At 72.8% G+C, this 14,283-nt stretch carries 12 protein-coding genes; 2 read left to right on the top strand and 10 right to left on the bottom strand.

From position 1 onward, the window contains the following. Positions 1-131: 131 nt before the first annotated feature. Complete coding sequence (locus tag AAD528_RS06575) at positions 132-1,778, bottom strand: thiamine pyrophosphate-binding protein (protein ID WP_345751247.1); 1,647 nt, start codon at positions 1,776-1,778, stop codon at positions 132-134. A gap of 267 nt (positions 1,779-2,045) precedes the next feature. On the opposite strand from AAD528_RS06575, the gene AAD528_RS06570 reads away from it, so the two are divergent. Next, entirely contained in the window at positions 2,046-3,965 is a 1,920-nt protein-coding gene (locus AAD528_RS06570; protein WP_345751268.1) for an FAD-binding monooxygenase, read from the top strand. A gap of 10 nt (positions 3,966-3,975) precedes the next feature. Here the strand turns inward: AAD528_RS06570 and AAD528_RS06565 are convergent, their stop codons facing one another. Genes AAD528_RS06565 through AAD528_RS06540 form a run of 6 tightly spaced genes read right to left on the bottom strand, consistent with a single transcriptional unit; the run spans position 3,976 to position 10,357 of the window. Next, a complete protein-coding gene (locus AAD528_RS06565; protein ID WP_345751246.1) occupies positions 3,976-4,677 on the bottom strand; it encodes an IclR family transcriptional regulator in 702 nt (233 codons plus the stop codon). A gap of 23 nt (positions 4,678-4,700) precedes the next feature. Further along, positions 4,701-5,861, bottom strand: coding sequence for a mannitol-1-phosphate 5-dehydrogenase (locus tag AAD528_RS06560; RefSeq protein ID WP_345751245.1), 1,161 nt, complete (start codon positions 5,859-5,861; stop codon positions 4,701-4,703). 15 nt (positions 5,862-5,876) lie between these two features. Next, positions 5,877-7,982 (bottom strand): PTS mannitol transporter subunit IICBA, encoded by a 2,106-nt coding sequence (locus AAD528_RS06555; RefSeq protein ID WP_345751244.1) that lies wholly within the window; start codon positions 7,980-7,982, stop codon positions 5,877-5,879. A gap of 44 nt (positions 7,983-8,026) precedes the next feature. Then, a complete protein-coding gene (gene ptsP, locus AAD528_RS06550; protein WP_345751243.1) occupies positions 8,027-9,700 on the bottom strand; it encodes a phosphoenolpyruvate--protein phosphotransferase in 1,674 nt (557 codons plus the stop codon). Positions 9,701-9,738: 38 nt separating this feature from the next. Then, complete coding sequence (locus AAD528_RS06545) at positions 9,739-10,008, bottom strand: HPr family phosphocarrier protein (RefSeq protein WP_345751242.1); 270 nt, start codon at positions 10,006-10,008, stop codon at positions 9,739-9,741. Between the two features lie 13 nt (positions 10,009-10,021). Then, a complete protein-coding gene (locus AAD528_RS06540; protein WP_345751241.1) occupies positions 10,022-10,357 on the bottom strand; it encodes a PTS sugar transporter subunit IIB in 336 nt (111 codons plus the stop codon). Positions 10,358-10,479: 122 nt separating this feature from the next. Between AAD528_RS06540 and AAD528_RS06535 the strand changes: the two genes are divergently transcribed. Next, a complete protein-coding gene (locus tag AAD528_RS06535; protein ID WP_345751240.1) occupies positions 10,480-12,411 on the top strand; it encodes a BglG family transcription antiterminator in 1,932 nt (643 codons plus the stop codon). On the opposite strand, the gene AAD528_RS06530 is transcribed toward AAD528_RS06535, so the two are convergent. The 3 genes from AAD528_RS06530 to AAD528_RS06520 all read right to left on the bottom strand — a co-directional run bounded on the left by AAD528_RS06530 (position 12,408) and on the right by AAD528_RS06520 (position 14,156). After that, positions 12,408-12,800, bottom strand: a complete 393-nt coding sequence (locus tag AAD528_RS06530; RefSeq protein ID WP_345751239.1) for a cupin domain-containing protein — start codon at positions 12,798-12,800, stop codon at positions 12,408-12,410. The two genes, AAD528_RS06535 and AAD528_RS06530, sit on opposite strands and share 4 nt — an antisense overlap. Positions 12,801-12,838: 38 nt before the next feature. Beyond that, positions 12,839-13,099 carry an HPr family phosphocarrier protein gene (locus AAD528_RS06525; protein ID WP_345751238.1) on the bottom strand — a complete coding sequence of 87 codons (261 nt, stop codon included), beginning with the start codon at positions 13,097-13,099 and terminating at the stop codon, positions 12,839-12,841. A gap of 112 nt (positions 13,100-13,211) precedes the next feature. After that, positions 13,212-14,156: a hypothetical protein gene (locus AAD528_RS06520; RefSeq protein WP_345751237.1), complete on the bottom strand. Its 945-nt coding sequence runs from the start codon at positions 14,154-14,156 to the stop codon at positions 13,212-13,214. Between the last annotated feature and the right edge of the window lie 127 nt (positions 14,157-14,283).

Raw genomic sequence — 14,283 nt, 5'->3', positions numbered from 1 at the left:
TGTCACCGATGTCCTGATGCAGGAACCGTCACCGATGTCCTGATGCAGTTCCGTCACCGATGTCCTGAGACATCACAGGCCCAGATATGGCGTGTCCTCGTTGAGAGCACGTGTTGTCGACGCCCGGTGGGTCAGGAATTGAAGCGGATGACCTCGTGCTGGTACGGCGCGATGACGTCGCCCGAGATCCGCAGGTCGAGCACGAGGAACGGGCGCGTCTCGGCCGGTTCCGCGGCCCAGGTGGCGAGGCGCTCGAGGTCGGCGAGCCGCTCGACCACGACGCCCTCGGCGCCCGCGGCCCGGCCGAGGGCGGCGAAGTCGACCTGGGGGATGCGCATGGGGCCCTCGTGCAGGCCCTTGAGGCCGTAGAGGTTGACCTCCGCGCCGTACGCCGCGTCGTTCCACACGACGGCGAGGCCGCGTCCGCCCGCGCTGCGCACGGCTGTCTCGAGGTCCGCGAGCGCCATCAGGCCGCCGCCGTCGCCCGTGGTCAGCACGACGGTCGCGTCCGGATCCGCCTGCGCCGCCCCGGCGACGCTCGGCCAGCCGAGGCCGATCGACTGGAACGCCGTGCCGATCATGACCATGCGGCCCGGCGAGGCGACGGGCCAGAACATGTTCGCCCACGCGATGAAGTGCCCGCCGTCGCTGACGACGACGCGGTCGGTCGGGAGCAGCTCGCCGATGCGGGCGGCGGTGGCGCGCGGGTCGAGCCGGCCGTCGGGTGCGAGCTCGCCCTCGACCAGCTGGCGGCGGAGCGCATCCATGTCGAGCCCGTCGTGCCACGTCGCGTGGGCTCCGAGCGCGGCGACCTCCTCGGCCAGCAGCTCGGCCACCACGCGGGCGTCGCCGCGGACGTACTCGCCGACGCGGGGATGCGTGGCCGTCGGGGCGATGTCGACCTGGACGAATCGCGCGTCGGGCGTCAGGAGCTCGCCGAAGCGCATCGTGAACGGGCTGAGGCTCGCGCCGATCGCGACGACCACATCGGCCGTCCGGATGAGCTCCATCGCCGCGGGGGCGCCGAAGCCGCCCGTGACCCCCAGGTCGTGCGACGGGTCGGGGAACACGCCGCGGCCGAGCGCGGTGGTGGCCGTCAGGGCGCCGGTCGCGTCCGCCAGGAGGCCGAGGGCGTCGCCCGCGCCGGCCAGCCAGGCGCCCCGGCCGGCGAGCAGCACCGGGCGCTCGGCCTCCGCCAGGGCGCGCGCGACCCGGCGCAGCGCGGCGCGCGCGTCCGCGGACGGCTCGATCGGCCGGGGCATCCGGGGCTCGGGCAGCTCGGGCACCGGGCCGGCCTCGAGCGTGGGGGTGTCGTAGGGCAGGGCGAGCACGACGGGCGTGCGGTTCGCGAGCGCGTGCTCGATCGCGATGACCGTGGTCGCGGCCGCGTCGAGGCGGCCGACGGTGTAGGTGCGCACGCCGACGGCGGACGCGAGGGCGATCTGATCGACGTCCCAGGGGCGCGGGCCCGGCGTGGGCTGATCGCCCACGACGAGCACGAGCGGGATGCGCGCCTGGGCCGACTCGGCGAGCGCCGTGAGGGTGTTCGTGAACCCGGCGCCGTACGTCGTGGTCGCGGCGGCGATGCGGCCGGAGACGCGGAAGTGCGCGTCGGCGGCGACGACCGCGCCGGCCTCGTGACGCACGGCGGTGAACGCGGCGCCGGTGTCGCGGAGCAGGGCGTCGAGGAAGTGCGCGTTGCCGTTCCCCATCAGGCCGAACACCTGGTCGATGTGGCGGGAGAGGGCGGCGGCGACGTGCGCGGACACGGAGGGCATGGGCGTGCCTTTCGAGACGGGGGTGGACGATCGATTCCCGTATGTGTCTCGCCGCCTTCGCCGGCAGTGGCTTCGTGCTCCTTTTTCGAGCACCGGCCTGATCGCGTGGCCGGACGCGCACGATCCTAACCGGTTGCGGGCCGCGGATCCCCCTCCTAGACTCGCTCTGATCGATAAGCGAACACCGTGTTCGATTATCGAACATACGCATCCGGATCTCGCGCCGACGCGGGATCCGTCGCATCGACGGAGATCGAGGGAGAGCCCGTGCAGTTCCACCACCACGGCTATGTGTCCGGCGACCCGCGGGTCCAGCCCGCCGCGGGGATCGGCCTCACGCGGGAGCCCGAGCTGCCCGACGAGATGGACGTGCTCATCGTCGGCGCGGGTCCCGCCGGGATGATCGCGGCCGCGCAGCTGGCGCAGTTCCCCGGCATCTCCACGCGCATCATCGACCGCCGCCCGGGGCGCCTCCAGGTGGGGCAGGCCGACGGCATCCAGGCCCGCACGGTCGAGACGTTCCAGGCCTTCGGATTCGCGAACCGGATCATCGAGGAGGCGTATCGGATCACGGAGATGTGCTTCTGGAAGCCGGATCCGCAGAACCCGCGGAACATCGTCCGATCGGCGCGCACGCCCGACGATCCGCACGGCATGAGCGAGTTCCCGCACCTGATCGTGAACCAGGCCCGCGTCCTGGACTACTTCGCCGAGTACGCGCGCAACGCGCCGGGCCGGGTCGTGCCCGACTGGGGCTGGGAGTTCGTCACCCTCACGGTCGACGAGTCCGGCGAGTTCCCGGTGGCGGTCACGCTGCGCCGCGCTGCCGACGCGGGCGCATCCGCCGGCGTCGCGGAGGGCGAGGAGCGGGTGGTGCGCGCAAAGTACGTGCTGGGCGCCGACGGCGCCCGCAGCCGCGTGCGCGAGGCGATCGGCCGCCGGCTGGAGGGCGACCAGGCGTTCCACGCGTGGGGCGTCATGGACGTGCTCGCCGAGACGGACTTCCCCGACATCCGCACCAAGTGCGCGATCCAGTCGCACGACGGCGGCAGCATCCTGCACATCCCGCGCGAGGGCAACCACCTGTTCCGGATGTACGTGGATCTCGGTGAGGTGCCGCACGACGACAACGGACGCGTCCGCCTCACGACGCAGGCCGAGGTCGAGGAGCGGGCGAACCGGATCCTGCACCCCTACACGCTGACCGTGAAGCATGTGGCGTGGCGCAGCGTCTACGAGGTCGGGCACCGCGTGACCGACAAGTTCGACGACGTCCCGCCCGCCGAGGCCGGCACCCGCACACCGCGCGTGTTCATCGCGGGCGACGCGTGCCACACGCACTCCGCGAAGGCCGGGCAGGGCATGAACGTGTCGATGCAGGACGGCTGGAACCTCGCGTGGAAGCTCGCGCACGTGCTCGAGGGGCGCGCGCCCGAGGCGCTGCTGGACACGTACTCGGCCGAGCGCCAGGAGATCGCGGTGAACCTCATCGAGTTCGACAAGGAGTGGTCCTCGCTCATGGCCAAGCGCCCCGAGGAGATGGACGACCCCTCCGAGCTCGAGGACTTCTACATGAAGACGATCGAGTTCCCCGCCGGCTTCATGACGCAGTATCGCCCGTCGATGATCATGGGCACGGACGCTCACCAGGAGCTCGCGACAGGGTTCCCGCTCGGCAAGCGCTTCAAGTCGCACCCCGTCACGCGCGTGTGCGACGCGAACCCGAAGCACCTCGGGCATCACCACCGGGCGGACGGGCGCTGGCGCGTGTACGTCTTCGCCGACGGCGCGGCGATGGGCGATGCCTCGCGCACGGCGGAGCTGGCCGAGTGGATCCGCACCGCGCCCGAGTCGCCGGTCGTCGCCCACACGCCGGCCGGCGCCGACGCGGACGCGTGGTTCGACGTGAAGGTCGTGTACCAGCAGGACCACACGCAGGTCGAGATGGATCGGGTGCCGGCGGCCTTCCTGCCGAAGGTCGGGCCGTTCCAGGTGACCGACTACGAGAAGGTCTACGCGGCCGATCCCGCCGACGACATCTTCGAGGCGCGCGGCATCAGCCGCGACGGCGCGATCGTGGTGGTGCGTCCCGACCACTACGTCGCGAACGTGCTGCCGCTGGACGCGACCGACGAGCTGGCGGCGTTCTTCGCCGGCATCTTCCGGAAGCAGGCGGTTCTCTCCTAGAAGTCCGGGGTCAGGCGCCGAGCGTGCGGGCGATGCCCGCCGCGGCGGCGCGCAGCCGCTCGGCGATCTCCGGCTCGGGGCGCGTGAGCGAGACGTGGATCGCCGCGACGGACGCGAGCGGCTGGCCCGGCAGGGCGAGCGGCACGGCGACCGACCACAGCGACGGCACGACCTCGTCGTGGCTCGTCGCGTACCCGCGCACGCGGCTCTCCGCGATCTCCGCGCGCAGCGCGTCCGACGCGTCGGCCGGCCAGGCGGCGTCCGACAGCTCCATGAGCATCGCCTTCCCGGGGCCGCCGCGCGTGATCGGGTGACGGTGGCCCGGGTTGTAGGACACCGCGACCGTGCGGCGCGGGGGAGCGCTGACGACCGTGATCCCCTCGCCGGACTCGAGCATGACCAGCAGGCAGGTCATGCCCAGGTCGTCGGCGGCCTCGGCGAGCTCCGGCATCGCGGCGGCCTGGAGGTCGCGCGACACGCTCGAGGCCAGCGCCGCGAGCCCCGCGCCGAGCGAGACCAGGCCGCTCGCGCCGCGGGCGACGAGCCCGTGCTCCTCGAGCGTGCGCAGCAGCCGGTACGCGACCGAGCGGTGCACGCCCAGGGCGGCGGCCAGCTCGTCGATCGACAGGGCGCGATCGCCCGCGGCCAGGATCTCGAGCAGCCGGATGCCGCGACTCAAGGTCTGGGATCCCGCGGCGGGCGTCGTCGTCACATGTTCGATAATAGGACGCGCGCTCAGACGGCCTGCGCCCGCTCCACGACCGCCGCGATCCGGGCGAACAGCGGGTGCTCCCGCTCGAGGCCCGTCGCCTGCGCCGTGAACGCCTGCGCGTCGAGCTCCCGCAGCAGGCGCTGCAGGTCGACCGACTGCTCGTCCTCGGGGTCGTCGAAGGCGAGCAGGGCGCCGATCGCGGCCAGCAGGCCGTCGACCGGCAGCCCCCGCTCGGCCGCCTCCGCCGCCGGGCCCACGAAGCGCTCATGGCGCGACAGCTTGCGCAGGGGCTGTCGCCCGACGCGCCGCACCGTGTCGGGAAGGGCCGGGTTGCGGAAGCGGCCGAGGATCGTCGCGCGGTACTCCGCGAGGTCTGCGGGATCGAAGCCGTGCTTGGCGGCGAGCAGGGCGGAGGTCTCCTCGAGCGCCGCGGCGACGCCGGCCGCGACGGCCTCGTCGGCCAGGGCGTCGGAGATCCTCTCGAGCCCCGCCCGGGCGCCGAGGTAGGCGGCCGTCGCGTGGCCCGTGTTGACCGTGAAGAGCTTGCGCTCGATGTACGGCTCGAGGTCGTCGACGAAGTGCGCGCCCGGGATCTCCGGGGGAGTGCTCCCGAACGGGGGGCGCTCGATGGCCCACTCGAAGAACGGCTCGACGGTCACGTCGATCCCGTGCCCCTCGGGCTGGCCGGGCACGATCCGGTCCACCGCCGTGTTGGCGAACACGGCGCGGCCGGCCAGGGCGTCCCAGCTCTCGCCGGCCGCCTCCTGCATGTGCCCGCGCAGGGTGTCGGTCGCGCCGATCGCGTTCTCGCACGCCATGACCTGCAGGGCGGGAGCGTCCGGATCGCGCAGCGCGAGCCCCGCCACGATGTGCGGCGCGATGAAGCGCAGCACGGTGGGGCCGACGGCGGTGGTGACGACGTCCGCCGTCGCCACCGCCGCCGCCACGCCATCCGGATCCGCGGCGCTGTCGATCGCGCGGAACCCTGAGACGACCCGGTCGCGGCCGCCCTCGCCGACCTCGTGCACGGTGTACTCGTCGGCCGCGTTGATCGCGTCGACCAGCGCCGTGGCGACGTCGGAGAAGACCACCTCGTACCCGCCCTCGTGGAGCAGCAGCCCCACGAAGCCGCGGCCGATGTTGCCCGCGCCGAAGTGGACGGCCGTGCGGTTCGTCTCAGTCATCATGCTTCTCTCCGGTCAGCCTTCGTTCACGGCCCTGAGCAGCGCGTACAGCTCCTCGGGCGTCTCCGCCTTCTTGAGCTGCTCGACCTGCTCCTCGTCGGAGAAGAGCAGCGCGACGTTCTGCAGCAGACCGAGGTGCTCGTCGCCGCGACCGGCGATGCCGACCACGAACGTGACCTGGTCGCCCTCCCAGTCGATGCCGCCGTCGTAGCGGACCACAGTCAGCGCCGACTCGAGCACGGCGTCCTTGGCGTCGTTGGTGCCGTGCGGGATCGCCAGCTCGTTGCCCATGAACGTCGACACCGTCTGCTCGCGCGTGAGCATCGCGTCGTAGTACCGGCCGGTGACCGCGCCCGCCGCCTCCAGCATGTCGGCCGCCTCGCGGATCGCCTCGTCGCGCGAGACCGATCCGGCGTGGATCCGGACGCTGCCCTGCGTCAGCACGCCGTCGTCGGCGGACGAGCCCGACTCCACGGCGGCCGCGGCCGCGCGCGCCTCGGCGCGGGTCGCGGGAGCGTCGGCACCCGAGATCCCGTCCGGCGCCGGCGGCACGTCCTGCGGTGCCGCGTCGACGTCGTCCGCCGCGCGCTGCTGCAGCACGAGCTGCACGACCTCGTCGTACTGCGGTGCGTTCATGAAGTTGTCCACCGAGACGTGCACGGCCGACTGCTCGCGCTGGCGCGCGCGGTCGGTCAGCTGCTGCTGCGTGATCACGAGATCCGCGTGGCCGTCCAGCGCCGCGATCGCCTTGTTGGTGACGTTGACGTCCGCGATGCCGGCGGCCTTGAACTTGTTGCGCAGGACGCTCGCGCCCATGGCCGACGAGCCCATGCCCGCGTCGCACGCGAACACCACGCGCTCGATCGCCCGAGCGGGTGCCGTCAACGTCGCGGTGCCCGCGCCCGCACCGGCGCCGGCCAGGCCGCTCAGCGCCGCCGAGGACCTGCCCTTGTTGGCCTGGGTCTGGGCCACGGCGGCCGCGAAGCCGTCACCGCCCGCCGCCTCGGCCGCGAGGTCGCGCTTGCGGCTCGAGAGCAGGATCAGCGCGGCGATGGCGAACGTCACCGCCGCGGACAGGATCACCGACAGGATGACGCCGAGGTAGCTGTCGGACGCCGTCTGGAAGAGCACCGCGATGATGCTGCCCGGAGCGGCCGGAGCGCGCAGACCCGACTGGAAGATCACGTTGGTGGTGACGCCCGTGGCGCCACCGGCGATGACCGCGAGCAGCAGCGCCGGCTTCATCAGCACGTAGGGGAAGTAGACCTCGTGGATGCCGCCGAAGAACTGGATGATCGCCGCGCCCGGGGCCGTCGCGCGCGCCGCGCCGACGCCGAAGAACGTGAACGCGAGCAGGACGCCCAGACCGGGGCCGGGGTTCGCCTCGAGCAGGAACAGGATCGACTTGCCGGCCTCGTCGGTCTGCGCGAGTCCCAGCGGCGTCAGCACGCCGTGGTTGATCGCATTGTTGAGGAAGAAGACCTTGGCGGGCTCGATCAGGATGCTGGTCAGTGGCAGCAGGCCGTTCTCGACCAGCCAGCCGACCGCGCCGCCGAGGACCGACATGATCCAGTTGATGACCGGGGCCAGCAGGTAGAAGCCCGCCACCCCGAGGAAGAATCCGGCGATGCCGGCGGAGAACATGCTGACGAGCATCTCGAAGCCCGCCTTGACCTTGCCCTCCCACAGCCGGTCGAGCTGCTTCATGACCCACGCGGCGAGCGGGCCCATGATCATCGCGCCGATGAACATGTGGACCTGACCGAGCGGGGCCTCGCCCTCGGGCAGGGCCGCGTTGAAGCTGTCGATGATGAAGTCGGAGCCGGCGATCACGCCGAACACGGCGATCGCCGACACGACGGCTCCGCGGGTCTCGTAGATCATCCGGCCCGCCTGCGCCGCGATCAGGATCGGCAGCAGGTAGTGGATCATCGGGCCGACCATCGTGGCCAGCGCCGCGTTCGGCGTCCAGCCGACGTCGATCACGAACGCGGTGAGGATGCCCCACGCGATGAGCGCGGGGATGTTGGGCATGATCATGCCCGACAGGAACGTGCCGACCTTCTGCACGCCGATGCGGAGTCCGCCGCGGCTTCCGGTCTCGACTGACGTCGTCGTCATTGCAACGCCTTTCTTGCTGTGTGTTCGGGTTGTGGGAGTGGAGGTCAGGATCCGGCCGCCGCCTGCGCGGCCGCGCGGGCGGCCGGGGCGTCGTCGGCGCCGAGGGCGGCGTGCGCGATGCGACGCGCGTCCTCGAGCGTGAAGCGGCCGAGCGAGAAGCGCACGTCTGCCAGGGCCGCGGGCGCCATCGAGAGCGTCGTGGCGCCGAGGCCCACGAGCACGACCGCGAGCAGCGGGTCTGCGGCGGCCTCGCCGCAGATGCCGACCGGCTTGCCGTGGGCGGCGCCGGCCTCGCCGACGCGCTCGATCAGCTGCAGGACGGCGGGGTGCCACGGATCCTGCAGGCTCGCGACCGTGCCGAGCAGGCGATCCGCCGCCATCGTGTACTGCGTGAGGTCGTTCGTGCCGATCGACGCGAAGTCCGCGTGCTTCAGGATGCGATCGGCCAGCAGCGCCGCCGCGGGCACCTCGACCATCACACCGGTCGTCTTCAGGCCGACCTCTCGGGCGAGCGCGGTGAAGTACGCGGTCTCCTCGACGGTCGCGATCATGGGCGCCATGACCCAGAGGTCCGCGTCGGTGGCGGCATCCGCCTGAGCGAGAGCGGTCAGCTGATCCCGCAGGATGTCCTCGTTCGCGCGCAGGGCCCGCAGGCCGCGCAGGCCGAGGGCCGGGTTGTCCTCCTCGGCGTCGTTGAGGAACGGCAGGGGCTTGTCCGCGCCCGCGTCCAGCACGCGCACGACGACCTTCTTCCCGGCGAACGCGGTGAGCAGCTTGGTGTACTCGGCTCGCTGCGCCTCGACGGTCGGGGCCTCCGTGGAGCTGAGGAACAGGAACTCGGTGCGGAACAGGCCCACGCCCTCCGCGCCCAGCTCCAGCGCCTCGGCGGCGCCCTTGGGCGATCCGAGGTTCGCGAGCAGCGGGACGGCCGTGCCGTCGGCGAGGGCGCCGGGCGTCACGGGGGCCGCCTCCGCGGCCGCGCGCTCGTCGGCGCGGCGCTGCGCCTCCGCCAGCTCGTCTTCGCTCGGGTCGGTGACGACGGATCCCGCCGCGGCGTCCACGATGACGACGTCGCCGTCGGCCAGCCGCGCCGCGCGGCCGGCGCCGACCACCGCCACGATGCCCTTCTCGCGGGCGAGGATCGCGGTGTGCGACGTGGGCCCGCCGTCGGTCGTGACGAGCGCGAGCACCCGGTTCGGGGACGCCGGATCCAGATCGAGCAGCGCGGTGTCCGCCGGGGCGAGATCCGGCGCGACCAGCACGAACGGATGCCCGGGCGAGGGGACGCCGGGCGCGGGCTCGCCGCGCAGGTGCGCGACGACGCGCGCCGCGACGTCGTCGAGGTCGGCGGCGCGCTCGCCCAGGTAGCCGCCGACCGCCTCGAGCGTCGCGCGGAACTCCGCGAACGCGTCGTGCACGGCCCATTCGGCGGTCTTGCCGTCGTCGAGCCGGGCCTGCACGGCCTCCTCGAGCGAGGGGTCCTCGGCGATCATCGCCTGCGCCTCGAGCACGTCGCGCGCGGTGCCGCCGGCCGTCTCCGCCCGGCGCATCAGGTCGGCCGCCACGGCGGCGACCGCCTCGCGGACGCGGCCGGCCTCCTCCTCTGCGGGGCGGCCGCTGCGCTCGTCGCGGGGCGGCGGCGTGCGCTTGGGCGTGCGCGCCACGGGGCCCTGGGCCACGCCCAGGCCGATGCCCACGCCGGTTATGGTCTCGCTCACTTCGTCTCGCTCCGCTCGCTCAGTGCCCCGCACGGCGCTCACGCGGCGTCGTGGTCGGTGACCAGCAGCTGCTCGAGCGTGTCCAGCACGCCGTCGCCGCCGTCGCCCTCCGCGGTCAGCGTGACCTCGTCGCCTTGTTCGATGCCCAGGGCGATCACGCCCAGGATGCTCGCGGCGTTGACGGGCTTGCCGTCGCCCTTCGCGATGGTGACGGGGACGCCGGAGTCCTTCGCGGCCTGCGCGAACAGCTTCGCGGGGCGGGCGTGGAGCCCGTGCGACGAGCCGATCCGAACGGTGCGAGTGGCCATGGTGATCCTTTCGTCAGGCGGTCTCCGCGGTCGCGGATCCCACATCGGAGGCGGCGACGGACGTGACCAGCGCGAGCGCGCGGCTGCCGTCGTGGTCGGTGAAGATGTCGTCGGGCAGCAGCACGACGCGCACGCCGCGCGGCGCCGCGAGCGCCTGGATCTCCTCGAGCGATCGGCCGAGGTGAGGCCCCACGAGGACGACGTCCGCGGAGTCGAGATCGATCGCGAGCGACGGCTCCGCACCGGCCGAGGCGGTCACCGCCAGGCCCGCCGACGCGGCGGCGCGACGAAGACGAAGGGCGACGAACGTGCTGGACGCGCCCGCACCGCACACCACGAGGATCCTCATCGATCTGCCCACTTCCCTTCGGATCGATCCTGACCGTCCGCTGGGAGCGGCGCAACGAGGGTTGTTTCCGCCCGGGCGGAAAGCCTGCACCCGGCCCGCCGCCGCGTGATTGACTGACGGGCATGACGAGGCGGCGACAGGACCGGGTGCTCGGCATCCTGATCCGCCGCGGCGACTGGGTGACGGCCGCGACGCTCGCGGATCAGCTCGGCGTCACGCCGCGCAGCGTCCGCAGCTACGTCACCGCCGTCAACGCGCGCGTTCCGGGCACGGAGGCGATCGAGTCGGGTCCGGCCGGCTATCGCTCGACCCCCGCGGCCGCGGCCGTGCTGCGTGCCGGCGCCGAGTCCGACCCCGGCACGCCGCGCGAGCGCCTGCACGCGCTCGTGCGCACCCTGCTCGACGCGAGCGACGGCATCGACGTGCACGAGACCGCCGATCGGATGCACGTCAGCTCCGCGACGCTCGAGGCCGATCTCGGCCGGGTGCGTTCGCTGCTGGGCGGATCCGAGCTCGCCCTGGAGCGATCCGGATCGCGCATGCGGCTGACCGGATCAGAGCTGGCGCAGCGCCGGTTCGTGAGCCGGCTGGCGCACGACGAGATGGAGGAGGGCGCGTTCGACCTCGACGCGCTCCGCCGGGCGGCCGATGCGATGGCGATCCCGTCCGAGGCGCTCGGCGCGTTCAAGAGCGACCTCGTCGCGCGGCTCGGCGAGCTGGGCTACTTCGTGAACGAGTTCGCCGCGGCCGACGTGGCACTGCACATCGCGATCGCGGCCGACCGCGTCGCGCAGGGGCGCGCGCTCGAGGCCGTGCACGGCGATCCGGAGCCCGCCCGCGCACGCTTCGCCGAGGTCGTCGGCGAGCTCACGAGCCGCCACTTCGGCGTCGAGCTCGGCCAGGGCGACCGGCTGCACCTGGCGGCCCTCGTGCTGACGCGGGTCGTGGTGCCGGGGTCGCGCGAGGAGCCCGCCGTGGCCCCGGACGCCGACATCGCGGCGGTGGTGCGCGCGGCCGTCGAGCGCGCGGCCGAGTCGTACCTCGTGGACATCGCGCACGACGACTTCGTGGAGCGTCTCGCGCTGCACGTGCAGAACCTCGTGCACCGCGCGCGCGAGCAGGCGTGGTCGCGCAACCCGCTGACCCGCACGCTCAAGTCGGCGTATCCGATGATCTTCGACGTCGCGGTCTCGATCGCCAGCGAGCTGTCGGCCGCGCTCGGCGTGCCGATCCACGACGACGAGATCGCCTACATCGCGATGCACGTCGGCGGTCGGCTCGAGCGCAGCCGCCGCGCGGAGACGACGCTGACGGCGACCATCGTCTGCCCCGGCTACTACGAGCTGCACGAGCTGCTGCGCTCGAGCGTGGACCGGTCGCTCGGCCGGTCGATCGAGGTGATCGGCGTCGAGACGCGCGTCGATCCGGACTGGTCCGCGATCGACTCGGACCTCGTGCTCACCACGATCGAGCCACCGGTGTCGGCGGGGACGTCGCCGGACCGGATCGTCCGGATCCAGCCGTTCCTGACGGACGCCGACGTCGAGCGCGTCGCGGCGGCCGCCAGCCGGGTGCGCCGCTCGCGGCGCCTCGGGCGGCTGCGCGCGCAGCTGGCGCGCTACTTCCCTCCCGGCGCGTTCCTGCGCGGGCTCGACGCGTCACGCGGCGAGGAGGGCATGATCCGGGATCTCGGCGCCCTGCTCGTCGCGCAGGGCGTGATCGACGACGACTACGTCGAGAGCACGATCGAGCGGGAGCGGCTGTCGTCCACGGCGTTCACGGAGACGCTCGCGGTGCCGCACGCGCTGAAGATGACCGCGTCGCGCACCGCGATCGCGATCGGGATCAGCGAGCAGCCGGTGCGCTGGGCCGACGCGCGCGTGCACGTCATCGCGCTGGTGGCGTTCAGCGAGAGCGACCGCCCGGCGTTCCAGACGGTGTTCGAGCAGCTCGTGGAGGTGTTCGGGGAGCCGGACAGCGCCCAGCGCCTGGTGCGCCGCGGCGTGGACCTGTCGTCGTTCCTCGACGAGCTCGCCGCCGTGATCGACGGCTAGGGCGTCGCGTCGAAGGAGCCGACCTGACGGTCGATCGGCACGGTGCCCTCGACGACAACGTCGCCCGTGTGCGCCGTTGTGACGGTCTCGACCAGGACGATCTCGACCTCCTGCTCGGCGACGGGATTGTGCCGGACGCCGCGCGGCACGACGAAGAACTCGCCCGGGCCGACCCGGACATCCTGCTCGCCCTCGATCTGGATGCGCAGATCCCCCGACACGACGAGGAACATTTCGTCCTCGTCGTCGTGCGCGTGCCAGACGAACTCGCCGAGGAGCTTCGCCACCTTCACGTACTGGTCGTTGACGCGGCCGATCACGCGCGGCGTCCAGTGGTCGGTGACGCGGTCGAGCTCGGCGCGGAGGGTGGTGGGGTGCAGAACGGACATGTCCTCATCCTGCGGCATCACGGCGGGGCCGGGGCGGGTCAGGAGGCGCGGGGCGCGAGCAGCGATTCGGCCACGTCCAGCACCGCGTCCGCCCCGGGACCGTCGGCCTCGAGCACGACCCGGTCGCCCGCGGCGAGCGCGAGCTCCATCACTGCGAGCACGCTGGCCGCGTCGACGAGATCGGCTCCCGCACGGATGCGCAGCCCGCCCTCGCTGCTCCGCGCCAGCCGCGCGAGCTCGGCGGCCGGCCGTGCGTGCAGCCCCGCCGCCACCTGGATCACGACCCGCCGCAGCGCCATCCCCACACGCTACCGGGTGCCGGTCCGAGGCCCGCCTGCGCCGAGCAGGCATCCGCGCCGCGACCAGGCATGCGCGCGCGTGCCCGCTCGCGGCGACCGTGCCTGCTCGGGATCAGCCGGGCGGGATGATGCCGAAGCGTGCGAGGAATCGGCCGAGTGCGTCGGCGTTCGGCATGTCCCCGTCCATCCAGCGGACGAACGGCTCCTGGGTGCGGCCGCGGATCCAGTCCTCACGGCGCTTCTCGTCGATGAGCGCCTGCTCCGGCGTGCGACCAGCGAGGAATCGCGGGTCCTTGTACTTCGCGGCACCGTCGAGCTCGCCGATCCCGCGGCGGAACTTGAAGTCGAGCGCGTAGTCCCTGCCGTTCGGCCCGGGAAACGGCACCTGGATCCCGACGTCCTTGAAGCCGAGCACGTGCAGGTACCAGCGTCCGGCGCTCTCGCCGGGAGAATCCGCGCGATGATCCGCGAACGCGATCACGGCGCGCGCGCGCCGGATGCCGCGTGCGCCGGGCGCGCGGGCGATGCGTTCGAGCAGCGAGGCCCTGAGAGCCTCCGCTCCGCCGTCGGCCTCCTCCTCGCGCTGGCGCAGCGCGGCATCCGCCAGCGCGATGCCGGCCTCGAGCGGCAGGATCCGGATCAGGTCGAAGACAGTGCGCTCGAGGCTCGTCATCAGCAGGCCGTTACGGCGGATGATGTCGGCCTCGGTGAGCGTCATCTCGTGGCGGACCACGAAGGACGTGTTCGGCGCGGCAGCGGTCGTCACGGTATGGACGCGCTCGTCCTCGCCCCTGACACGAAACAACGGCAGCTCCTGGAAAGCGGCGGAGGTGTGGAGTGCGAACACCTGCGGATCGCGGAAGACCTTGGCCGCGGCCCGGCCGTTCGCGCGCTGCCGGCCCTCGGTGAAGTGCGCCTTCCAATCGGACTCGCGGACGTACACTCCGCGGTTGAGACGCCGGAACTCCTTGCGCTTGGTGGCCGCCAGCACCTCGCGCCGGCCCATTCCGTGCGCTTCCAGCTCAGCGAGCGTGCGTACGGCGATCTCGTCGGTCATGTGACGAGGCTTGCGGATCCGTCTGCTCTGCGATGTGGCGTCGCTGTGGTCGTGGCGAAGATCAGCCCGAACTCTGCGCGGTGGACGAGCGTGCCGTTCGCATCGCGAACAGGCACCGCGGCGCCCA

Source organism: Microbacterium rhizophilum (assembly GCF_039605615.1).
Classification (GTDB): Bacteria; Actinomycetota; Actinomycetes; order Actinomycetales; family Microbacteriaceae; genus Microbacterium; species Microbacterium rhizophilus.
The sequence above is the reverse complement of the archived record's forward strand: the minus strand, read 5'-3'. Positions and strand labels throughout refer to the sequence as shown.